Raw genomic sequence first — 20,864 nt, 5'->3', positions numbered from 1 at the left:
GGTCAGCACAACGTGGGTCCACGACGTGGGTCCACGACGTGGATCAGTGCGACGCGCGTCAGCACGACGTGGGTCAGTACGACTTGGGTCAGTACGACTTGGGCAGGCCCAGCGTCTGGTGGGACACGTAGTTGAGGACCATCTCCCGGCTCACCGGCGCGATCCGCGCCACCCTGGCCGCGGTGATCAGCCGCGCCAGGCCGTACTCCCTGGTCAGCCCGTTGCCGCCGAGGGTGTGCACGGACTGGTCCACGGCCCGTACGCACGCCTCCCCCGCCGCGTACTTGGCCATGTTCGCCGCCTCGCCCGCGGCGACGTCGTCGCCCTCGTCGTACAGCCGGGCCGCCTTCTGCATCATCAGCCGGGCGAGTTCGAGTTCGATGTGGGCCTGTGCGAGGGGGTGGGCGATGGCCTGGTGGGCGCCGATGGGCTCCTTCCACACCTGGCGCTGGCGCGCGTACTCGACGGCCCGCGCCAGCGCGTGGCGGCCCATCCCGATGGCGAACGCCGCGGTCATCACCCGCTCCGGGTTCAGCCCGGCGAAGAGTTGGAGCAGCCCCGCGTCCTCGTCGCCGACGAGCGCGTCCGCGGGCAGCCGCACGTCGTCCAGGACCAGTTCGAACTGCTTCTCGTACGAGTCCAGCTCCATGTCGATCGGCGTGCGGCGGAAGCCCTCGGCGTCGCGCGGGACGATGAACAGGCACGGCTTGAGGCGGCCGGTGCGGGCGTCCTCGGTACGGCCCACGATCAGCGTCGCGTCGGCGATGTCCACGCCCGAGATGAAGACCTTGCGGCCGGTGAGGACCCATCCCCCGTCGTCGCCGCGGCGGGCGGTGGTGGTGATCCGGTGGGAGTTCGAGCCGGCGTCCGGCTCGGTGATCCCGAAGGCCATCGTGCGGCTGCCGTCGGCGATCCCCGGCAGCCAGGCGCGCTTTTGCTCCTCGGTGCCGAAGCGGGCGATGACCGTGCCGCAGATCGCCGGCGAGACCACCATCATCAGCAGCGGACAGCCGGCCGCACCCAACTCTTCCAACACTGTGGAGAGTTCAGCGAGTCCGGCGCCGCCGCCGCCGTACTCCGCGGGGAGGTTCACGCCCAGATAGCCGAGTTCGGCGGCCTCGGCCCAGAGCGCGTCGCGGTCGTGGTCGCCGCCGTGCCGGCGCCCGAGCGCGGCGACGGCCGTGCGCAGGTCCTGGTGCTCCTGGCTCTCGATGCTCACGATTCCTCCTGTGCCGGGGGCTCTTCCCGTTCCCTGCGCTGTTCTTCGTGGCCGACGGCTTCGTGGCCGACACTTTCGTGGCCGACGCCTTCGTTGACGACGCCTTCGTTGACGACGGCGAGGAGGGCGCCCACCTCGACCCGGGCGCCGGGCGCCGCGTGCAGCGCGGTGAGGACGCCGGGCGCGGGCGCCACGATCCGGTGCTCCATCTTCATCGCCTCCAGCCACAGCAGCGGCTGGCCGCGGAGCACCCGCGCCCCGGTGGCGAGTCCGTCCGCGATGCGTACGACCGTGCCCGGCATGGGTGCGAGCAGCGAGCCGGGCTCGTGGCGGGCCTGCGGTTCGGGGAAGCGGGGGCGGGGAGTGAGGGCGTACGAGCCGGTCGGCCCGTCCACGTACACCCGGCCGCCACCACCGTCCGCCCGGCCGCTGCCGTCCGTCCCGTCGTCCCCGTACTCGCGCACCGCGTACGTCCGTACGACCCCGTCGACCTCCAGCGCCACCCGGTCCGGCGCGACGTGCACGACCCGTACGCCGGGAGGGCTTTCGACGGTGCAGCGGACGCCGTCCCGGGCCGTCGTGCGGTAGTGGACCTCGTGGTGGCCGGCCCGGCCGTCGTACGCCTTCGACTGGGGCCGCGACGGCAGGTTGCGCCATGCGCCGAGTCGGCCGGGCAGCCCGGCGCCGTCACCCGTGACGGCCCGCGCCAGCGCCGCCGCCACGGCCGCGTGCTCCTCGCCCGGCAGCGGCCGGATCAGCTCGGCCAAGTGCCGTTCGTAGAAGCCGGTGTCGATGCCGTCGGCCGCCAGGAACTCGGGGTGCGTGAGCGTGCGCACCAACAGGTCCCGGTTGGTGACCGGGCCGTGCAGCCGGGCGCGGCGCAGTGCGTCCGCGAGCCGGCGCACCGCCGCGGCCCGGGTCGGCGCCCAGACGATCACCTTCGCGAGCATCGGGTCGTAGTGGACGGGGATGCGGTCGCCGGGCCCGTATCCGGTGTCGACGCGCAGCGCGGGCAGCCCGGGTCCGCCTTCCGCGGCGGGGAAGGACAGCTCGTGCAGCACGCCCGTCTGCGGGGCCCAGTCCGCCGCCGGGTCCTCCGCGTACAGCCGCGCCTCCACCGCGTGCCCGGTGGCCGACGGCGGCTCGGCGGGGAGTCGGGCGCCCTCCGCGATGGCGAGTTGCCAGGCCACCAGGTCGAGGCCGAAGACCGCTTCGGTGACGGGGTGTTCGACCTGGAGTCGGGTGTTCACCTCCAGGAAGTGCGCCCGACCGTTTGGCGAGATGAGGAATTCGACGGTGCCGGCGCCGACGTAGCCGACCGTGCGCACCAGCTGTACGGACGCGGTGTGCAGTTCGGTGACGAGTTCGGCGGGGAGCCCGGGCGCCGGGCACTCCTCCACCACCTTCTGATGGCGGCGCTGGAGCGAGCAGTCCCGGGTGCCGAGCACCCACGCGGTGCCGTGCGCGTCCGCGAGGACCTGCACCTCCACGTGCCGTCCGCGCTCCACGTACGGCTCGACGAAGACCTCGCCGTCCCCGAAGGCAGCCGCCGCCTCCGACCGGGCTGCCGCCAATTCTCCGACCAGCTCCGAGAGTTCGCGTACGACGCGCATGCCCCGGCCGCCGCCGCCCGCCGCGGCCTTCACCAGCACCGGCAGGTCCGCCGCCGTCACGTCGGCGGCCTTCAGCGGTGCGCTGCCCATCAGCTCCTTGGCGCGCGTCTTGGACGCCATCGCCTCGATCGCGGACGGCGGCGGGCCCACCCACAGCAGGCCGGCGGCCACGACCGCGCGGGCGAAGTCCGCGTTCTCGGAGAGGAATCCGTAGCCGGGGTGGACGGCGTCGGCGCCCGCGGCGAGCGCGGCCCGTACGACGAGGTCGGCGCGGAGGTAGGTGTCGACGGCGGCGGCGCCCGGCAGCCGTACGGCGAAGTCGGCTTCCCGTACGTGGCGGGCGTCCGCGTCCGGGTCGGCGTACACCGCGACCGTGGAGATGCCCGACTCCCGGCAGGTGCGGAAGATCCGGCAGGCGATCTCACCCCGGTTGGCGACCAGCAATTTCGTGATCAGGGGCATCGTGGGTTCACATCCTGAAGACGCCGAAGCCGCCGCGCGCGCCTTCGTAGGGGGCCGTGTGGATCGCGGACAGGCAGAGCCCGAGCACGGTGCGGGTGTCCCGGGGGTCGATCACCCCGTCGTCGTACAGCCGCCCGGACAGGAACGCCGGCAGCGACTCCGCCTCGATCTGCTGCTCCACCATGGTGCGCAGCCCGGCGTCCGCCGCTTCGTCGTACGGCTGCCCCTTCGCCGCCGCCGAGGCGCGCGCCACGATCGAGAGCACCCCGGCGAGTTGCTGCGGGCCCATCACCGCGGACTTGGCGCTCGGCCAGGCGAAGAGGAACCGCGGGTCGTACGCCCGGCCGCACATGCCGTAGTGGCCGGCGCCGTACGAGGCGCCCATGAGCACGGACAGGTGCGGCACCGTCGAGTTCGCCACCGCGTTGATCATCATCGCGCCGTGCTTGATGATCCCGCCCTGCTCGTACTGGCTGCCGACCATGTATCCGGTGGTGTTGTGCAGGAAGAGCAGCGGTACATCGCGCTGGTTGGCGAGTTGGATGAAGTGCGCCGCCTTCTGGGACTCGGCGCTGAACAGCACGCCCTGCGCGTTGGCGAGGACCCCGACGGGGTGGCCGTGCAGCCGTGCCCAGCCCGTGACAAGGCTCGTTCCGTACCGCGGTTTGAACTCGTCGAAATCGGAGCCGTCGACGAGCCGGGCGATCACCTCGCGCGGGTCGAACGGGGTCTTCAGATCCTCCGGGACGATCCCCAGCAACTCTTCAACCGGATACTTCGGTGGCGCGGCCGGCCCCGGGTCCGGGTGCGCCTTGCGCCAGTTGAGCCGGGCGACGACGCGGCGCGCCTGCCGCAGCGCGTCGTGCTCGTCGTCGGCGAAGTGGTCCGCGAGCCCGGAGGTGCGGGCGTGCATCTCGGCACCGCCCAGGGACTCGTCGTCGCTCTCCTCCCCCGTCGCCATCTTCACCAGCGGCGGACCGCCGAGGAACACCTTCGACCGCTCCCGGATCATGACCGTGTGGTCCGACATCCCGGGGACGTACGCACCGCCCGCGGTGGAGTTGCCGAAGACGACCGCGACGGTGGGGATGCCGGCCGCGGACAGCCGGGTCAGATCGCGGAAGAGCGCACCGCCGGGGATGAAGATCTCCTTCTGCGACGGCAGGTCGGCGCCGCCGGACTCGACGAGCGAGACGACCGGCAGCCGGTTGGCGAACGCGATCTCATTGGCGCGCAGCGCCTTGCGCAGGGTCCACGGGTTGGACGCGCCGCCGCGCACGGTCGGGTCGTTCGCGGTGATCACGCACTCCACGCCCGCGACGGTCCCGATGCCGGTGACGATCGACGCGCCGACGGGGTACTCGCTCCCCCAGGCCGCGAGCGGCGACAGCTCCAGGAACGGGGTGTCGGGGTCGAGCAGCAGCTCGACGCGCTCGCGGGCGAGCAGCTTGCCGCGGGCGCGGTGCCGGGCGACGTACTTCTCGCCGCCGCCCGCGAGGGCCTTCGCGTGCTCGGCGTCGAGGTCCGCGAGCTTGGCGAGCAGGGCGGCGCGCCGGGCGGCGTACTCGGGCGACGTCGGGTCGGTACGGGTCGGCAGTACGGTCACGGCGGTCCCTCCGGGAGCTCGACGGCTCCCCTGGCGTCACGGCAAGGGGGTCACACGGAACAGGGGGGTCAGGCAGGTCAAGGGGGTCGCGCGGGTCACGCAGGACAGGCAGGTCACGCAGGACACACAGGTCGCCTGGGTCACAACAGCACCTCGGGTATCTCCACCCTCCGCGAGCGCAGCCACTCCCCGAGCGCCTTGCCCTGCGGGTCGAAGCGGGCCCGGGCCGCGACGCCCTCGCCGAGGATCCCCTCGACGGTGAAGTTCAGGGCGCGGAGGTTGGGCAGGACGTGCCGCGCGACGGCGAGGTGCGCGGTTTCGGGGAGCAGTTCGCGGAAGCGCTCGACGGTGAGGTGGTGGGCGAGCCAGCGCCAGGCGGCGTCGGTGCGCGCCCAGACGCCGACGTTCGCGTCCCCGCCCTTGTCGCCGCTGCGGGCCCCGGCGACGCACCCGAGCGGCGCGAGCCGTACGGGGCCTGACGGCAGCGGTTCGGGCAGGGCGCCGTACGGCGTCGTCCCCGCGGACGGCCGCTGCGCCGCGCTCCCCCGACCCGCCCTGATCGGCGTGCGCGTGCCGTCCGGGAGCACCGCGGTGTGCGGCACCCCGGCCGCCGGCACGTACCGCGCTTCGAACACCCCGTACGGCGAGCCCTTCCCGGGCGGTGCGGTCACGTGGAAGCCCGGGTAGCTGCCGAGCGCCAGCTCGACCGCGGCGCCGCTGACCGCGCGCCCCACCCGGGCGGCGTCCGGGTCGCGCACCACCAGCCGCAGGTAGGCGCTGGCCCGCTCCTCCGTGTCGGCGTCGGCGTGTTCGGTACGGGCCAGCTCCCAGCGGACGTCCGCCGGCCGGTCCCCGGCGAGCGCGCCCTCCAACTGCTCGCGCACCAGCCGTGCCTTGTCCTCTATGTCGAGCCCGGTGAGGACGAACACGACCTCGTTGCGCCAGCCGCCGATCCGGTTGAGCCCGACCTTCAGCGTCGACGGCGGAGCCTCGCCCCGCACCCCGCTGATCCTGACCCGGTCCGGGCCGTCCTGCGCGAGCCGTACGGTGTCCAGGCGCGCGGTCACGTCGGGGCCGCGGTAGCGCACGTCCCCCGTCTCGTACAGCAGTTGCGCGGTGACGGTCCCGACGTCGACCAGGCCCCCGGTGCCGGGGTGCTTGGTGATGACGGAGGTGCCGTCGTGGTGGATCTCGGCGAGCGGGAAGCCGGGCCGGCGCGCGCCCGGTTCACAGGTGAACACCTCCTGGAAGAAGGGGTAGTTACCGCCGGTGGCCTGGGTGCCGCACTCCAGGACGTGGCCGGCGACGAGCGCGCCCGCGAACGCGTCGAGGTCGCCGTCGGCACCGGCGTCCCAGCCGAAGTGCGCGGCGGCGGGCCCGGTGACGAGTGCGGCGTCCGTGACCCGCCCGGTGACGACGACGTTCGCGCCGGCGCGCAGACAGGCGGCGATGCCGGCGCCGCCGAGGTAGGCGTTGGCGGTGAGCACGCCAGGCCCCCAATCGCCGCGTCCCATCAGGTCGTCGCCCTCGACGTGCGCGACGGCCGTCGGCACTCCGGTCCGCTCCGCGAGGTCGCGCACCGCGTCCGCGAGGGCCGCGGGGTTGAGGCCGCCCGCGTTGGCGACGATCTTCACGCCGCGGTCGTGGGCGAGGCCGAGGCACTCCTCCAACTGCCGCAGGAAGGTCTTGGCGTAGCCGAGCCCGGGGTCCTTGAGGCGGTCGCGCCCCAGGATCAGCAACGTCAACTCGGCGAGGTAGTCGCCGGTGAGGACGTCGAGCGGGCCGTCGGTGAGCATCTCGCGCAGTGCGTCGAAGCGGTCGCCGTAGAAGCCGGACGCGTTCCCTATGCGTAAGGGGGCGGCGGACGTCATGCGCCCCCCTCGCGACCGTGGCCCCGAGGTTCCCGGCCCGGTCCGGCGGGCCCGGCGAACGCCTGCGCGATGTCCAGCCAGCGGTCCGCGTCCGGGCCGTGCGCGGTGAGCGCGAGGTCCGCGCGGTGCGCCCGTTGGGTGACCAGCCGACAGAAGTCGAGCGCGGGCCCGGTGACGTGCTGGGCGGCGCCCTCGGGCCCGTACGCCCACACCTCACCACCGGGCCCCGGCGCCGTCAGTTCGATGCGGAACGCGTCACCCGGCGGTGTCATCCCGCGCACCCCGAAGGCGTAGTCCCTGGTCCGCACCCCGATGTGGACGACGTGCCGCAGGCGGGCGGTGGGCTCGCGGGTGACGCCGAGGACGTCGGCGACGTCCTGCCCGTGCGCCCACGTCTCCATCAGCCGGGCCGTCGCCATCGACACGGCGCTCATTGGCGGCCCGTACCAGGGGAACCGCGCCCCGGCCGGCGCGGCGCGCAGCGCGTCCTGAAGCGCGGCCCGCCCCTCGCGCCACCGCGCCAGCAGTTCGACGGGCGGCAGTGCGGCGCCCTCCTCGGCGGCCTCGTCGACGAAGGCGTACGGCGCGGCGAACGCCTTCTCCACCTCGCCGGCGAACGCGTCGGCGTCCGTGACCGCGAGCAGCGCGACCCGGTCCGTCCACGCGAGGTGCGCGATCTGGTGCGCGACGCTCCACCCCGGCGCTGGCGTCACCCGCCCCCAGTCCGCCACGGACGCGCCGCCCACCAGCGAGTCGAGCTCGTCGCTCTCGTCTCGCAGGTCGTCGAACACGACACGGGGGTCGACCACGGTGCGCTCCCTCGGGGCGGGCCAGTTGCGTGCCCCGGAGCATGGCAGCGCCCCTCAAAACAAGCAAGCGTGCTTGCTTTGATTGGCCGGGAGGCCGGTGGTGGTGGCTGGTGCCCGACGACGGACCTGCGGTCGGTCGCGATGGCGGGGCTTCGGTCGGTCGCGATGGCGGGGCTTCGGCGGCGGAAGCCGGAATACGGCTCGCTCGCCGAGTCGTTGTACCGGGCGCGAGACTGACCGGCGGTGCGCCGCGCTTGCGCGCGGGCCTGCCGGTGCAGACATCATCCGTACACGACATTGGGGTACATGCGATGCCGCTTGAGGGCGAGTACGAGCCGAGTGCGACGCAATGGGTGTGCGAGCAGGTCGAGTTGTACGAGAGTTCGGGTGGCACCCAGGGCACGACGCTCCGGGACACGGGCCTCCCGGTCGTCATCGTCACGATGCGCGGCGCCAAGAGCGGCAAGATCCGCAAGGTCCCCCTGATGCGCGTGGAACACGAGGGCCGGTACGCCGCGGTCGCCTCGGTGGGCGGCGCTCCGAACCACCCGGTCTGGTACTACAACCTCCGGGCCGATCCTCAGGTGGACCTCCAGGACGGCCCCGAGTGCCGGAGCATGGTGGCCCGCGAGGTGACCGGCGACGAGCGGGCGGAGTGGTGGCAGCGCGCGGTCGCGGCGTTTTCGCCGTACGGCGAGTACCAGGAGAAGGCCGGCCGCGTGATCCCGGTCTTCGTCCTCGAACCCGGGTCGCCGACGGCGCCGGGCAACTGAGCAGCCGGGCCCACTCACCGGGCCCGGTCCGCCTACCGCTCGAACGCTACGAACCAGCGGGCCGACGGGCGTGCTGCCGGCGCCGAGGAAGGCGTCGAGTCGCCCTGTCCGCCAGGGGGTTCGACCGGCCCTGCGGAGCGCGGGCGCCCCTCTCGGGTGATCTTCAGAAAATGAAGGCCCCGTGAGGGGTCAAGCCCCGGCTTACGATTCACGATTTCCTGAATTCAGGATTGAGTGTACTGTCGTGGTGTGCTGACTGTTGCCTCCGACATCGAGGTGCTGGCCCGGTTCGGCCGCGCGCTCGCCGACCCGATCCGCTGCCGCATCCTGCTCGCCCTCCGGAACGCCCCGGCCTACCCAGCCGACCTCGCCGAAGCCCTCGGCATCTCTCGGACGCGGTTGTCGAACCACCTGGCGTGCCTGCGCGACTGCGGCCTGGTCGTCACCGTCCCCGACGGCCGCCGCACCCGCTACGAGCTCGCCGACGAGCGCCTGGGCCACGCCCTGGACGACCTGCGCACCGCCGTGGTCGCCGTCGAGACCGACCGGACCTGCACGGACGCGGACGAGAAGGGCTGCTGCTGACCATGGCCGCCGAGATGTCCACGTCCCGCGGCCCCTCCCCGGCCCGGCGCGATGCGCTCGCCAAGCGGATACGGCTCCTGCTCGCCGCGACCATCGCCTACAACGTCATCGAGGCGATCGTCGCCATCACGGCCGGGACGATCGCCTCCTCAACGGCGCTGATCGGCTTCGGCCTGGACTCGGTCGTCGAGGTCTCCTCCGCCGCGGCCGTGGCCTGGCAGTTCTCCGCCCGCGAGCACGTCGTGCGCGAGGCGAGGGAGAAGACCACCCTACGGATCATCGCGGTGTCCTTCTTCGCACTCGCCGCGTACGTCACCTTCGACGCCGTCCGCGCCCTGACCGGCGCGGGCGAGGCCGAGCGATCCGTCCCCGGCATCGTGATCGCCGCGCTGTCCCTGGCCGTGATGCCGTTCCTGTCCGCCGCCCAGCGCAGGGCCGGCCGCGAACTCGGCTCCGCCAGCGCGGTCGCCGACTCCAAGCAGACCCTCCTGTGCACATACCTGTCCGCCGTGCTCCTCGTCGGCCTGGTCCTCAACGCCACGCTCGGCTGGTCCTGGGCCGATCCGATCGCCGCTCTCGTCATCGCCGCCATCGCCGTGAAGGAGGGCCGTGACGCCTGGCAGGGCAAGGGCTGCTGCGCGCCCGCGCCCGCGCCCGCACCCGCGACAGCGCCGTCCACCGACGCCGGGTCGGACGCGTGCGGCTGCCGCGCCAACTGCGACTGCTGCTGACCCGCTGCCGCGGCGACCGGTTTGCGCGGGACGCAAAGAGGTGCCCCACCGAGCCAGAGAATGGGACTCGGCGGGGCACCCAAGTGCGGGTAGGTCGTGTCAGCCCGAGCCGCCCTTGACGCCCGTCACGAACACAACGAACGCGTCGCCAGGGAGGCTCAGTACGGGACTGGCCGGGACCTTGGAGTCACGGACCAGAACAACACCGGTGGCGGATGCGCACCCCGGTGCCCACTCGACGCACTCGCCGCCTTGGCCGGACCGGCCTCGGGCGGAGGCCGGAACGTGCGCCAAGGTAGCCCGCGCTGTCAGGACGCGGCCGTACTCCATGACGGTTCTATGCGACTACGTGACCAGACCGCGGGCCGCGCTTGTGAGGGGGTATGACCGTCCGTAGTTTGCTGGTCATTCGGTGGGACGGAGGCTCAATGGACGAACTGCGGATCATTGCTGGCGGGCCGTGCCGGAACAGCGGTGGCGACGACAAGTGCGCCAACGGCGACTTCAAGCGTTCCGCCTTCCGGCTCGAAGTGCACCAGACGTACACCATGCCCACCGAGGCGGACACGGTCCGGGACTTCCTCTCCGGAGCCGCGCGGCCGGACGGCTTCAACGCGGCGTGGCACCGGACGATCAGGGAGCACGCGGCGGCCGGGCGGACGATGACCCGGGCGAAGGTCGTACGTCAGCCGCTGACGCCGTACAGCCGTTACCTGTTCGAGTGGTGCATCCCCGGCAACGTCGAAGGCGGGGAGGACTATCAACTGGTCGACCTGACCGACCTGGAGAACCCTGGGCTCCCGGACCAGGACTTCTGGCTGTTCGACGAATCGACGGTCGTGCACCTCAACTACCGCGCCGACGGCACCCAGATCAACCGGGAACTGACCCAGGAGCCGGACATCGGCCAGTACCTCACCTGGCGGGACCTGGCCCTAGAAAGTGCCGTACCGTTCAGTGCCCATTGAACCTGAGAAGCAGGCAAGGGAACGGAAGGGTCTGGCGGAGGCACTTCGGGGTCTCCGCCGCGCGTCCGGTCTCAGTGGTGAACGCCTGGCGATTCGCTGCAACATGAGTCAAACCAAGATCAGTCGGATCGAAACCGGCCGCGCGCTCCCCACGGTGATGGACGTCGAGCGCATCCTCAAGGCGCTTTCCGTTCCCGACGACGTTGCCGAAGAGCTTCTTAGGCTGGCGCGCAGGGCCAATGTGGATTACGCGTCCTGGCGTGCGTACGCGCGGGTCGGGCTCTATCACAAGCAAGCTGACGGCGAATCGTGCGTGACCCTCCTGCGGATCGGCACCGATGCGTGGGCGCTGGGCGACAGCAAGCGCCCCGGCGCGGATCCCCTGCGGTTCACCACGTCCGAACTGGAGGCCGCCGGGATCGATCCCGCCCGGTTCGGTCTCTCCGTCTGACCCTTCCCCCCCTTGGACCGGCCCCCGGCCCCCGGCCCCTCCCCGGGCGGGGTCGGCCCCTCCCCAACCGCTCGAAGGGGAAGGACAAGTTGCACCACCACGCCTACCTGTGGACCGGCACGAAGCAATCGTTCGACGACGAAGCTCCAAGGCGACCTCCACCCCCCGACCCACCCCCGGCCGGCGGCAAGCCGGAGTTGCTCCAGCGGTACAAGGAGGTGGCGGCGGAGTTCCCCGTCGCGGACCTTCCGCCGCTGGAGACGGCGGACTGGCTGATCAAGCCCCGCACGTTGGTGCGGGGCACCTGGGACGAGCCGAAGGAAGCGGCGGACTGGCTCGGGGAGCGGCTCGCCGAGTACGCGCCCCGGTACGCCTGGCCGGCGGACCGCGACGGCACGCGCCTGGCGATGCTGGTCGGCTCGGCTGCCGAGCGGCTTTCCTGGGGCGGCGACCTGTCCCACGGCTTCTACCTCGAACGGCCGGCGTTCCTGTCCCTGGCGCTGGTGTGCTGCGATCCGAACCGCACCATGCCGTCGCTGGACTGCCCACTCACGTAGTTCATCCCGCCTCGGCGCCCCGAGGCCCGGTGGCGACCGCGTGCGACGCGCTCATTGAGCGTGGCGGCTCCAACGGCGTCGGTAGCCTGGGGCGTTGCCGATGTCGGGGGGCTGATCGTGGAGAACATCCTGGCCGTAGCCATCGGGGCCGCCATCGGCCTCATAGGGGTGGTGTTCGGTTCGTGGTTCACCGTGCGGCGGCAGGACCGCATGTGGATCCGGGAACAGAAGCTCAAAGCCGGGATCGGCTTCAACACGGCCGTGGTTCAACTGCTGGACCACCTGAAGGAAGCACGGCTCGGCGACGACGGGCCCGGTGCCAACGAGTTGGCGAACCAGATGCAGGAAGCGCGCTCGGCCCTCTATCTGCTCTGTGCCAGCGAGACCGTCGATCTGGCCGACGCGCTCGCGCGTCGGGTCTGGAACACCAGGCCCACCGACGGGAGGGACGATCGCAGGGCCGAGTTCCGGGAGACCTTGGACCTTCTGCGTCGCTTCACTGCGCAGCTCCGGCAAGAGATCGCCAGATCGTAGTCCCCGTGCGACCCAGTCGGATCTGGGGCGCGCCTCCTCGTTCGTGGGCTAGCCTCCGGCCATGGGTAAGTTTCTCGCTGTCCTCAACGGCGCGGCCGACGACGCCGACAAGGCGGAGTTCACCGAGCAGCAGCAGAGTGAATTCATGAATGCGTGGGCGGCCTGGGCCCAGAAGAACGAGCAGTCCCTGATCGATCCCGGCGCGCCGCTCTTTCGCAAGAAGTTGGTGACGGCCCAAGGTGTCGAGGACTTCACGGACTCGAAGACCGGATACGCGATCGTGGAGGCCGAGACGCATGAAGACGCGGCGCGGCTCTTCACTGACCACCCCCATGTCGCTTTGATGCCGGGGAACTCGATCGAGGTCCTTGAGTGCCCGCCCATCCCGTCCTGAGCTCCACTTGACCAGTCTTTTGTGCGCTGCCTGAAACGGGCCAAGCCCGTCCGGCTGGTTGGTGATCGCTCAGCGAACGGACGGATCCGATCAGCTGACAACCGGCCGAAGAGACGCGCTCTAGGGGCGCGGCTTCTTCGCTTGCCCGACCCAGGTCTCGAACTGCGCGGGATCGCGGACGCCGTCGTCGAGGACCGCGCGGTACACGTCGAGGCTCTTGATGGTCGTGCCGTACTCGGGGCGGTCGGCCCAGGCCCGCTTGATGTCGATGATGGCCGCGCGGGTCCGGTCCGTCAGGCGCGGGCGCAGGGTGGTCAGGTGGGCGGTCGAGGGTTGGCGTTCGGGCTCGTCGAGGAACCAGACGTCGAGGTTCCAGGTGGCCCCGGACGACACGCACTCCACCCCGAGGTACAGACCGTTGGGGTAGGCGTCCGGCTCCCGGTTCCACGCCCCGCAGTCATTGCGGAAGGTCACCAGGCGGACCTGCGGGTGGGTCGCGAGCCGGGCGCCCACCGCGGCGACGGCCGCCACGGCGGCGTCGTCCAGACGTTCGCACGTCACGTCCAGATCCAGGTCCCGGCGGACCATCAAACCCAGCGCCGCGCTCCCGACGACCGTCGGCGTGCCGACGCCGGCCAGCAGCTCGTCCAGCCGCAGCTCCCGGTACACGTCCTCCGCCGCGGCTCGCAGCTCGTCCTGTTCCCCCAACACCTCGGATGCGTCCACGTCTTCACCCTACGGCGCGCCGGTGAAGCCGCCCGCGCCCGACGGTGCACCAGGGCTGGGGCGCCGTGGCGCACCGACAGTTCACGCCTGACGGCGTCGACGATCCGTAGCTCACCGCGGCAGTTCGTCCGGCGTGCGTTCGGCTGCCGCGGTGAGCCGGTCGGCCAGGCCCTTGAGGGCCTGCCGCAGTTCGTCGGGGTGGTGGACGGTGAAGGGCCACTCAAGCGAGGCGAGCAGGCGGGCCATGCCGTCGAGGCAGTCCGCGTGGGCTTGCAGCAGGACGCCGACGGGTTGCGCGGTGAGGGTGACCGCCGGGCTCGGCAGGCTGCGGGCGATCTCGGCGAGGGGGCCGTGGACGGTCACTTCGACCTGCCATCGGTAGGCCCCCTCGGCGAGGGTCGAGGTGAGGTAGGCGACGGGGTCGAAGCCGTCGGGGACGGTGAACGCCTCCGTGCGGGGGACGACGGAGACGATGCGGTCGATGCGGAAGATTCGCAGCTCGCCGCGGAGGTGGTCGTGGCCGACGACGTACCAACGGCCGGTGCGGAAGACCACGCCGTAGGGGTCGACGTCGCGGTCGGTCCGGTCCTGCCGCCACGACCGGTGGTGGATGCCCACGGTCGTCCTGGCGCGGGAGGCTTGGGCCAGGGCCAGCAGCACGCCGCTCTCGGGCGCCTGCGCGCTCACGGCGTGCGCGGTGAAGGACAGGCTCTCCCGTATGGCGGTGAGGGGTTCCCGGAGGGCGTTCGGAAGCACTCGCTCGATCTTGGCGCGGGCGCCCGCGCCGGCCAGCACGGTCGTTCCCATCCCGAGGTGTTCGGCCGCGAGGAGCCCGAGGACGACGGCGAGGGCCTCGTCGTTGGTGAGCACCAGGGGCGGCATCCGGTAGCCGCGGGCCAGTCGGTAGCCGCCGTGCCGGCCGCGCTCGGCCTGCACGGGGATGCCCAGGTCGCGCAGGTGGGCGATGTACCGGCGGACCGTGCGGACATCGGTGCCCAGCCGGTCGGCCAGCTCGGTCCCGGTGAGCACGGGGCTCGACTGGAGCAGTTCCAGCAGGGTCAGTACGCGGGTCAGGGGATGCGACACGAGTCCCTCGACATTTCAGGGCCGATTCTGTCCTGTATGGACTCTACGCTCCCCACAACACCTCAGTTCGCGCACTTCAGGGAGATCACATGGCTACCTTCGTCCTCGTTCCCGGCGCCTGGCTCGGCGCGTGGGCCTGGGAAGACACCGCCCGTGCCCTGCGGGCACACGGCCACACGGCGCTGCCGTTGACGCTGACGGGCCTGGCCGAGCGCGCGGAGGAGGGCGGGCCCCGGACGGACCTGGAGACGCACATCGCGGACGTCGTCGAGTTCGTCGGGAAGAACGACCTGCGCGACGTCACCCTCGTCGCCCACAGCTACGGGGCCCTGCCCGTCAGCGGGGCGGCCGGGCGCCTCGGGGACCGCTTGGAGCGCGTGGTCTACGTGGACAGCGCCCCGTTCGCCGAGGGCATGTGCCTGCTGGACCTCGTGCCGCCGGAGGAAGCGGACGAGATGCGGCAGCAGGTCGCGGCCCACGGCGACGGCTGGCGGCTGCCGATCCCGCCCTTCGAGGTCCTGGGCCGGTCCGGCAGCCTCGACGGCATCGACGAGGAGCAGCGGGACGTCCTGTACGCGCGGGCCACTCCGCAGCCTTTCGGCCCGTACGCCCAGCGCCTTTCCGGCCCGGTCGAGCCCGGCCCCGACGTGGACCGCGTCCTGGTCGCCTGTCGTGACTTCACGGGGCTGCTGGATGCGGGGGTGCCGATGCTGGCCTTCCTCAACCAGGCGCCGTGGCGGCGCTTCGACCTGCCCACCGGGCACTGGCCGATGCTGTCGGCGCCCGCCGAACTCGCCGACGTCCTCCACGCCGCGGTGTCCTGACGGCGACTGCCGACGACTGACTAAGGCGACTTCGCCGCCGCCACCTGCGTACGGACCGCTCCCACGCTCGCCGCCATCACCAGCGCGATCGCCGCCGCGTCCGCCAGCGACAGCGCCTGGTGCAGCAGCAGGAAGCCGGCCAGCGCGGCGACCGCGGGCTCCAGGCTCATCAGGACCGCGAAGGTGGCGGAGGGGAGGCGGCGCAGGGCGAGGAGTTCGAGGGTGTAGGGAAGGACGGAGGAGAGCAGCGCGACGGCGAGCCCGAGCAGCAGGATCTCCGGGTCGATCAGCGCCGTACCGGACTGGGCGATGCCCAGCGGGAGGCTGAGCAGCGCGCCGACGGCGAAGGCCAGGGCGAGGCCGTCGGCCTGCGGGAAGCGGCGGCCGGTGCGTCCGCTGAAGACGATGTACGCGGCCCACATCGCGCCCGCGGCGAGCGCGAAGAGCGCGCCGACGGGGTCGAGCCGGTCGAAGCCGTCGCCGCTGAGCATGCCGCTGAGCAGGAAGACGCCGAGGAGGGCGAGGCCGGCCCACAGCAGGTTCACCAGGCGGCGGGAGACGATCACGGAGAGCGCGAGCGGGCCGAGGAATTCGAGGGTGACGGCCGGGCCGAGCGGGATGCGGTCGAGGGCCTGGTAGAAGAGCAGGTTCATCGCGGCCATGGCGGAGCCGAAGGCGATGACGGTGCCCCAGTCGGCGCGGGAGTAGCCGCGCACCCGGGGGCGGCAGACCGCGAGCATCACGACCGCGGCGAGGACGAGTCGGAGGGTGACGACGCCGATGGAGCCGGCGCGGTCCATCAGCATCACCGCGACGGCCGCGCCGAACTGGACGGAGACCACACCGCCGACGACGAGCCCGACGGGGCCGAGGGTGCCGGTGCGGCTGCGTGCGGCGGCGTCCGGGGCGGCGACGGCGCCCGCGACCGCGGTCCCCGCCGACTGAGCCGACTGCTTCCCTGCCTCGTCCACCGCCGGACCTCCGAACCTTCCGTGCCACCGAGCTTGCGACATGACCGTCCCGTTCCACGCTAATGGCCGTGTGTGGCGCCGTAAAATGCTTAATGTGCTGCGGTTATGCTCGGGACGCATGAGCATCGAGCTGCGCCATCTCCGCTGCTTCCTGGCCATCGCGGAAGAGTCCAGCATGACCAGGGCCGCCGCCCGGCTGCACATCACGCAGCCCGCGGTCTCGCGCTCGCTGGCCTCGCTGGAGAAGCACTTGGGCGTACGGCTGATGGACCGCTCCACGCACCACGTCACCCTCACCGCGGAGGGCCGGGTCTTCCGGGACCGGGCGGCGGCGGCCGTCGCCGCGTTCGATGACGCGGTGGACACGGCCCGGTTGCCGGACCGCCCGCTGCGGCTGGGCCACGCCTGGTCCGCGCTCGGCCCGTACACCACCACCCTGCTGCGCCGCTGGGAGCAGGAGCACCCGGACGTCCCGCTGGAACTCCTCCGCTTCGACGAGCGCCTCGCCGGCCTCGGGCGCGGCGCGGTGGACGTGGCGGTGGTGCGCGGGCCGGTGACGGTCCCGGACGGGGTGGTCGTGGACCTCTACGAGGAGCCGAGGGTGGCCGCGGTGACGGCGGACGGCCCGCTCGCCGCGCTCCCCCGGCTCACCCTGGCCGACCTGGCGACCGGCCCGGTCCTGCTGAACACCGTCTCCGGCATCACCGGCCTCGACCTGTGGCCGGCCGACGCCCGCCCGGCGGCCACGGTCACCGTGGGCAACACGGACGACTGGCTCGCGGCGATCGCGGCGGGCCGCGGCTCGGGCGTCTCGGTCTCCTCCACGGCGGAACTCCACCCCCACCCCGACGTGGTCTACCGCCCCCTCCCCGACACCCCCGCGGTCCCCGTCCACCTGGCCCACCGCACCCCACCGAGCCACCCGGCGGTCCGGGCCCTGGTGTCCCTGGCCCGCGAGGTGACGGGCGCGCGGTGAGCAACTGGCCCCGTACGGGCTACTGCCGGGCGATCCCCGCCATGGTCTTGTTGCCGGGCGAGACGAGTTCGACGATCAGTTGCACCGCGTCTGCGTCGATGCTGACGGCGTCCTCGGCGGTCGCCCCCGCGTCCGCAACGACGATGTCGGGAACCACCAGCCCGGAGGGCAGGGTCACGTTGACCGCCTCCAGGACCTCGACCGGCGCTTCGGCGGCCTGGGCGGCTGCGTCGAGTGCGACGTGGAGTCGGTAGCTGGCGCGCTGGTGGCGCAGGCCCGGGGCGGGGGACATCACGAGGGACTCCCCCAGCAGCTCGTACCGTACGGAGCGGTCTTCGGGCAGGGCCAGGACGTCGGCGACGGTCCAGGGCCCGTGGTGGTGCGTAAAGCCGGCGACGCTCACTCCTCCACCTCCTCGTGGACAACACGGACAGTGTGCCTCGGCACGCCGGCCGGTGTCGCAGTGTCCGGCGGGCGCCTCAGCCCTCCGCCGGACGCTTCGCAAGCGCCTCCGCCAGCACCTCCGCCAAGTGCCGGGCGGGGCGGCCGGTGAGGTGGGTGAGTTGGGTGCGGCAGGAGTAGCCGTCGGCCAGGAGTTCTGCTTCCGGGGGTGCGGAGCGGACGGAGGGGAGGAGTTGTTCCTCGGCGCACGCCACGGACACCTCGTAGTGGCCGCGTTCGAAGCCGAAGTTGCCCGCGAGGCCGCAGCAGCCGCCGCTCAGGTCGCCGTGCAGGCCGGCGCGGGCGCGCAGGCGGTGGTCGGGGGCGGTGCCGAGGACGGCGTGCTGGTGGCAGTGGGTCTGGCCGACGGCGGGGCGGTCCAGGACCGGTGGGGTCCACTCGGGGGCGTACTCCTCCAGCGTCTCCGCGAAGGTGCGCACCGACGCGGCGAGGCGGGCGGCGCGCGGGTCGGCGGGCAGCAGTTCGGGGAGGTCGGTGCGGAGGGCGGCAGCGCAGCTCGGTTCCAGGACGACGATCGGGAGCTGCGGGTCGGCGGCGAGCAGCGGCGCCATGGTGTCCAGGGTGCGGCGCAGGACCGTACGGGCGCGGTCCAGTTGGCCCGTGGTGACGTACGTCAGCCCGCAGCACACCCGGTCCGGCGGGAGTACGGTGCCGAGCCCGGCCGCGCCCAGCACCCGGGTCGCCGCCCGGCCGACCTGGGGCGACAGGTGTTCCGTGAAGGTGTCGGGCCAGAGCACCGTCATGCGTTCGCCGCCGGGGAGCCGGCCGCGCGCCCAGCGGCGGAAGGTGACCGGCGCGAGCGGGGGCAGTGCGCGCTGGGGCGCGATCCCCGCGGCGCGCTTCGCGAGCGCCGCGAGCGGGCGCACCCGGGCGAGCGCGTTGACGGCGGGCGCCAGCGGGGCCGCGGCGCGCAGCCACTGCGGCAGTCGGCCCAGCGCGTAGTGGGCGGCCGGGCGCAGCCGGCCCCGGTAGTGGTGGTGCAGGAACTCCGCCTTGTACGTGGCCATGTCGACGCCCACCGGGCAGTCGCTGCGGCAGCCCTTGCACGACAGGCACAGGTCGAGCGCGTCCCGCACCTCGGTCGAGCGCCAGCCGCCCTGCACGACCTCGCCGGCGAGCATCTCGTGCAGCAGCCGGGCCCGGCCGCGGGTGGAGTGCTCCTCCTCGCCGGTGACGCGGAAGGACGGGCACATCACCCCGGGCCCGGGCGTCGTCTCCCGGCACTTGGCGACCCCGACGCAGCGGCGCACCGCGGCGGCGAAGTCCCCGCCGTCGTGCGGATATCCGAAGGCGACATCGACGGGCTCCTTCGGCAGGACGGCGAAGCGCAGGTTGGCGTCGAGCGGCGCCGGCCGCACCAGCATCCCGGGGTTCAGCCCGCCCGCCGGGTCCCACAGGTCCTTGAACCGGCCGAAGAGCGCGACGAGTTCCGGCCCGTACATCCGCGGCAGCAGCTCCGCACGCGCCTGGCCGTCGCCGTGCTCGCCCGACAGGGAGCCGCCGTGCGCGACGACGAGCGCCGCGACGTCCTCGGAGAAGCGGCGGTAGGCCCGTACGCCCGCCTCGGTGATCAGGTCCGCGTCGATGCGGACGTGGATGCAGCCGTCGCCGAAGTGCCCGTACGGGGTGCCGTGCAGCCCGTGGTCGGCGAGGAGCGCGCGGAAGTCCCGCAGGTACGCGCCGAGTCGGGCGGGCGGCACCGCGCAGTCCTCCCAGCCGGGCCACGCCTCGGCGCCGGCGGGGGTGCGGGTCGCGGTGCCGGCCGCGTCCTCCCGGACCCGCCACAGCGCGCGCATCTGCGCGGCGTCGGTCACCACGGCCGCGCCCAGCGCGTCGGCCGCGCGCACGATCGCGCCGGCGTGCGCCCGGGCTTCGGCCGGGGTGTCGCCGCCGGTCTCGACGAACAGCCACGCCCGGCCGCGGGGCAGGCCGTGACCGGGCGGTACGAGGTCGTCGGCCATGCCCTCGACGGTGAGCGGGGCGTGCGGGAGCAGCCCGGCGGCGGCGTCGGCGGCCGCGGTCTCGTCGGGGTAGCCGAGCACGGCGAGGGCGCGGGCGCGGGGGGCTTCGACGAGTCGGACGGTGGCCTCGGTGAGCACGCCGAGGGTGCCCTCGGTGCCGCAGAAGGCCCGGGCGAGGTCGACGCCGTTCTCCGGGAGCAGTGCGTCGAGGGCGTATCCGGAGATGCGGCGGGGCAGCCCGGTCGGGTAGCCGGTGCGCAGCAGGGCGAGGTGGTCCGCGACGAGGTCGTGCGTCGCGGCCAGGAGCGCCCGGGCGCGCGGATCGGCGCCCGGGTCACCGTCGGACCGGCCCCGGCCGAGCCGGAGCCGTACGCCCCCGTACGTCACCACCGACGCTTCGCGGACGTTGTCCGCGGTCGTGCCCCAGGCCACCGAGTGCGAGCCGCACGCGTTGTTGCCGATCATGCCGCCGAGGGTGCAGCGGGCGTGGGTGGAGGGGTCCGGGCCGAAGGTGAGGCCGTGCGGCGCGACCGCGTCCCGCAGCACGTCCAGGACGACGCCCGGCTGCACGACCGCCGTGCGCGCGGCCGCGTCCACCTCCACGACCGCGTTCATGTGCCGGCCGAAGTCGAGTACGACCCCGGTGCCGGTGGCCTGGCCGGCGATCGACGTACCGCCGCCGCGGGCGACCACCGGGACGCCGTGGGTGCGGCACGCCTCCAGCGTCGCGGCGACGTCCGCGGCGTCCAGCGGGGCGACGACGCCGAGCGGTACGCGGCGGTAGTTGGAGGCGTCCATCGTGGTCAGGGCGCGGGCGGTGGTCGAGAAGTCCACCCCGCCGCGGACGGCCGCGCGCAGGTCGGCACCGAGCGCGGCGCTCAACTCGGCGTCCGCGCCACCGCCCCGACCGCCACCGCCCCGGCCGCGGTCGCCCCGCCCCCGGTCGCCCCGCCCCTGATTCGCGTCGCTCCGTGCACTCCGTGGCTCGGCCATGCGTTCCAGCATGCCCGCGCCGCCCCCGTCGCACCCCTGGAAAATCGCCAGTAAACCGCCGGAAAACCACCGGAAAGCCGCCGCAGGGGCATCGGAAAACCGCTGGAAAGCCATGGCAAAGGAGCCAAAAAGATGCCGGAAAGGTGCCCGAAAGTCGCCGCCGGGGAGAGGAAAAGCCCCCCGTCCGGGCCATTAGAGTCCTTGGACCCTTGGCAAAGCCAGGGGGAAGCGCCCAAAGTGATCGTCAACTCTCCTATAGTGACGAGAACTTGATCAGGAACCCTCGGCTCCA

Annotated in this window: 21 protein-coding genes and 1 pseudogene; 11 read left to right on the top strand and 11 right to left on the bottom strand. The window is 72.9% G+C overall.

The genetic code is table 11. The features are described from left to right. Positions 1-88 precede the first annotated feature (88 nt). From ACH4E8_RS07225 to ACH4E8_RS07205, 5 genes are all read right to left on the bottom strand, one after another. Positions 89-1,219: an acyl-CoA dehydrogenase family protein gene (locus ACH4E8_RS07225; RefSeq protein WP_398445214.1), complete on the bottom strand. Its 1,131-nt coding sequence runs from the start codon at positions 1,217-1,219 to the stop codon at positions 89-91. Continuing rightward, positions 1,216-3,288, bottom strand: coding sequence for a biotin carboxylase N-terminal domain-containing protein (locus tag ACH4E8_RS07220; protein ID WP_398446065.1), 2,073 nt, complete (start codon positions 3,286-3,288; stop codon positions 1,216-1,218). Before ACH4E8_RS07220 ends, ACH4E8_RS07225 begins: the two co-directional genes overlap by 4 nt. 13 nt (positions 3,289-3,301) lie before the next feature. Then, entirely contained in the window at positions 3,302-4,900 is a 1,599-nt protein-coding gene (locus ACH4E8_RS07215) for an acyl-CoA carboxylase subunit beta (protein ID WP_398445212.1), read from the bottom strand. 140 nt (positions 4,901-5,040) lie between these two features. Further along, positions 5,041-6,771, bottom strand: a complete 1,731-nt coding sequence (locus ACH4E8_RS07210) for an acyclic terpene utilization AtuA family protein (RefSeq protein WP_398445210.1) — start codon at positions 6,769-6,771, stop codon at positions 5,041-5,043. Then, a complete protein-coding gene (locus ACH4E8_RS07205; protein ID WP_398445208.1) occupies positions 6,768-7,580 on the bottom strand; it encodes a TIGR03084 family metal-binding protein in 813 nt (270 codons plus the stop codon). The genes ACH4E8_RS07210 and ACH4E8_RS07205 overlap by 4 nt, the downstream gene beginning before the upstream one ends. A 311-nt stretch (positions 7,581-7,891) precedes the next feature. Between ACH4E8_RS07205 and ACH4E8_RS07200 the strand changes: the two genes are divergently transcribed. From ACH4E8_RS07200 to ACH4E8_RS07190, 3 genes are all read left to right on the top strand, one after another. Next, the gene (locus tag ACH4E8_RS07200) at positions 7,892-8,353 is read left to right on the top strand and encodes a nitroreductase family deazaflavin-dependent oxidoreductase (protein WP_398445206.1); all 462 of its coding nucleotides are present in this window, start codon (positions 7,892-7,894) and stop codon (positions 8,351-8,353) included. A gap of 249 nt (positions 8,354-8,602) precedes the next feature. Continuing rightward, entirely contained in the window at positions 8,603-8,938 is a 336-nt protein-coding gene (locus ACH4E8_RS07195; RefSeq protein ID WP_398445204.1) for an ArsR/SmtB family transcription factor, read from the top strand. A 2-nt stretch (positions 8,939-8,940) separates the two neighbouring features. Next, complete coding sequence (locus ACH4E8_RS07190; RefSeq protein WP_398445202.1) at positions 8,941-9,669, top strand: cation transporter; 729 nt, start codon at positions 8,941-8,943, stop codon at positions 9,667-9,669. A gap of 99 nt (positions 9,670-9,768) precedes the next feature. On the opposite strand, the gene ACH4E8_RS07185 is transcribed toward ACH4E8_RS07190, so the two are convergent. Continuing rightward, positions 9,769-9,999, bottom strand: a complete 231-nt coding sequence (locus ACH4E8_RS07185) for a DUF397 domain-containing protein (protein WP_398445200.1) — start codon at positions 9,997-9,999, stop codon at positions 9,769-9,771. Between the two features lie 98 nt (positions 10,000-10,097). Here ACH4E8_RS07185 and ACH4E8_RS07180 point away from each other — a divergent pair, with 98 nt between their 5' ends. The 6 genes and pseudogenes from ACH4E8_RS07180 (at position 10,098) to ACH4E8_RS07155 (ending at position 12,573) form a co-directional block, all read left to right on the top strand. Beyond that, positions 10,098-10,637 (top strand): DUF6879 family protein, encoded by a 540-nt coding sequence (locus ACH4E8_RS07180; RefSeq protein ID WP_398445199.1) that lies wholly within the window; start codon positions 10,098-10,100, stop codon positions 10,635-10,637. Then, a pseudogene (locus tag ACH4E8_RS07175) lies at positions 10,612-10,842 on the top strand (helix-turn-helix domain-containing protein); the annotation flags it as partial. The gene ACH4E8_RS07180 and the pseudogene ACH4E8_RS07175, both read left to right, overlap by 26 nt. Before the next feature lie 36 nt (positions 10,843-10,878). Beyond that, the gene (locus tag ACH4E8_RS07170) at positions 10,879-11,088 is read left to right on the top strand and encodes a DUF397 domain-containing protein (RefSeq protein WP_398446063.1); all 210 of its coding nucleotides are present in this window, start codon (positions 10,879-10,881) and stop codon (positions 11,086-11,088) included. Between the two features lie 89 nt (positions 11,089-11,177). Then, positions 11,178-11,645: a hypothetical protein gene (locus tag ACH4E8_RS07165; RefSeq protein ID WP_398445197.1), complete on the top strand. Its 468-nt coding sequence runs from the start codon at positions 11,178-11,180 to the stop codon at positions 11,643-11,645. A gap of 117 nt (positions 11,646-11,762) precedes the next feature. Next, a complete protein-coding gene (locus ACH4E8_RS07160) occupies positions 11,763-12,179 on the top strand; it encodes a hypothetical protein (RefSeq protein WP_398445195.1) in 417 nt (138 codons plus the stop codon). Between the two features lie 61 nt (positions 12,180-12,240). After that, entirely contained in the window at positions 12,241-12,573 is a 333-nt protein-coding gene (locus ACH4E8_RS07155) for a hypothetical protein (protein ID WP_398445194.1), read from the top strand. 120 nt (positions 12,574-12,693) lie between these two features. On the opposite strand, the gene ACH4E8_RS07150 is transcribed toward ACH4E8_RS07155, so the two are convergent. Together ACH4E8_RS07150 and ACH4E8_RS07145 are read right to left on the bottom strand one after the other, a co-directional pair. Further along, entirely contained in the window at positions 12,694-13,299 is a 606-nt protein-coding gene (locus ACH4E8_RS07150; protein WP_398445192.1) for a hypothetical protein, read from the bottom strand. Between the two features lie 111 nt (positions 13,300-13,410). Beyond that, positions 13,411-14,385, bottom strand: a complete 975-nt coding sequence (locus ACH4E8_RS07145; RefSeq protein WP_398445190.1) for a helix-turn-helix transcriptional regulator — start codon at positions 14,383-14,385, stop codon at positions 13,411-13,413. Positions 14,386-14,474: 89 nt separating this feature from the next. On the opposite strand from ACH4E8_RS07145, the gene ACH4E8_RS07140 reads away from it, so the two are divergent. Next, a complete protein-coding gene (locus tag ACH4E8_RS07140) occupies positions 14,475-15,209 on the top strand; it encodes an alpha/beta fold hydrolase (RefSeq protein WP_398445188.1) in 735 nt (244 codons plus the stop codon). Between the two features lie 20 nt (positions 15,210-15,229). Here the strand turns inward: ACH4E8_RS07140 and ACH4E8_RS07135 are convergent, their stop codons facing one another. Next, positions 15,230-16,222, bottom strand: coding sequence for an EamA family transporter (locus ACH4E8_RS07135; protein WP_398445187.1), 993 nt, complete (start codon positions 16,220-16,222; stop codon positions 15,230-15,232). Positions 16,223-16,298: 76 nt separating this feature from the next. Between ACH4E8_RS07135 and ACH4E8_RS07130 the strand changes: the two genes are divergently transcribed. Continuing rightward, positions 16,299-17,156: a LysR family transcriptional regulator gene (locus tag ACH4E8_RS07130; protein WP_398445185.1), complete on the top strand. Its 858-nt coding sequence runs from the start codon at positions 16,299-16,301 to the stop codon at positions 17,154-17,156. 19 nt (positions 17,157-17,175) lie between these two features. Here ACH4E8_RS07130 and ACH4E8_RS07125 read toward each other — a convergent pair whose 3' ends face one another. After that, positions 17,176-17,559 (bottom strand): Uma2 family endonuclease, encoded by a 384-nt coding sequence (locus ACH4E8_RS07125; protein ID WP_398445183.1) that lies wholly within the window; start codon positions 17,557-17,559, stop codon positions 17,176-17,178. Between the two features lie 76 nt (positions 17,560-17,635). After that, a complete protein-coding gene (locus tag ACH4E8_RS07120; protein ID WP_398445181.1) occupies positions 17,636-20,572 on the bottom strand; it encodes an FAD-binding and (Fe-S)-binding domain-containing protein in 2,937 nt (978 codons plus the stop codon). Positions 20,573-20,864 lie beyond the last annotated feature (292 nt).

The organism is Streptomyces sp. NPDC017979 (assembly GCF_044328175.1).
In the GTDB taxonomy this organism is placed as follows: domain Bacteria; phylum Actinomycetota; class Actinomycetes; order Streptomycetales; family Streptomycetaceae; genus Streptomyces.
Note: the sequence above shows the minus strand (reverse complement) of the source record. Positions and strands in the feature narration are given on the sequence as shown.

Excerpts from the sequence above, each read along its gene's own strand:
- ACH4E8_RS07200 (WP_398445206.1), top strand. The coding sequence starts at position 7,892 with ATGCCGCTTGAGGGCGAGTACGAGCCGAGTGCGACGCAATGGGTGTGC.
- ACH4E8_RS07210 (WP_398445210.1), bottom strand. The coding sequence starts at position 6,771 with ATGACGTCCGCCGCCCCCTTACGCATAGGGAACGCGTCCGGCTTCTAC.
- ACH4E8_RS07130 (WP_398445185.1), top strand. The coding sequence starts at position 16,299 with ATGAGCATCGAGCTGCGCCATCTCCGCTGCTTCCTGGCCATCGCGGAA.
- ACH4E8_RS07155 (WP_398445194.1), top strand. The coding sequence starts at position 12,241 with ATGGGTAAGTTTCTCGCTGTCCTCAACGGCGCGGCCGACGACGCCGAC.
- ACH4E8_RS07190 (WP_398445202.1), top strand. The coding sequence starts at position 8,941 with ATGGCCGCCGAGATGTCCACGTCCCGCGGCCCCTCCCCGGCCCGGCGC.
- ACH4E8_RS07185 (WP_398445200.1), bottom strand. The coding sequence starts at position 9,999 with ATGGAGTACGGCCGCGTCCTGACAGCGCGGGCTACCTTGGCGCACGTT.
- ACH4E8_RS07140 (WP_398445188.1), top strand. The coding sequence starts at position 14,475 with ATGGCTACCTTCGTCCTCGTTCCCGGCGCCTGGCTCGGCGCGTGGGCC.
- ACH4E8_RS07120 (WP_398445181.1), bottom strand. The coding sequence starts at position 20,572 with ATGGCCGAGCCACGGAGTGCACGGAGCGACGCGAATCAGGGGCGGGGC.
- ACH4E8_RS07135 (WP_398445187.1), bottom strand. The coding sequence starts at position 16,222 with ATGTCGCAAGCTCGGTGGCACGGAAGGTTCGGAGGTCCGGCGGTGGAC.
- ACH4E8_RS07180 (WP_398445199.1), top strand. The coding sequence starts at position 10,098 with ATGGACGAACTGCGGATCATTGCTGGCGGGCCGTGCCGGAACAGCGGT.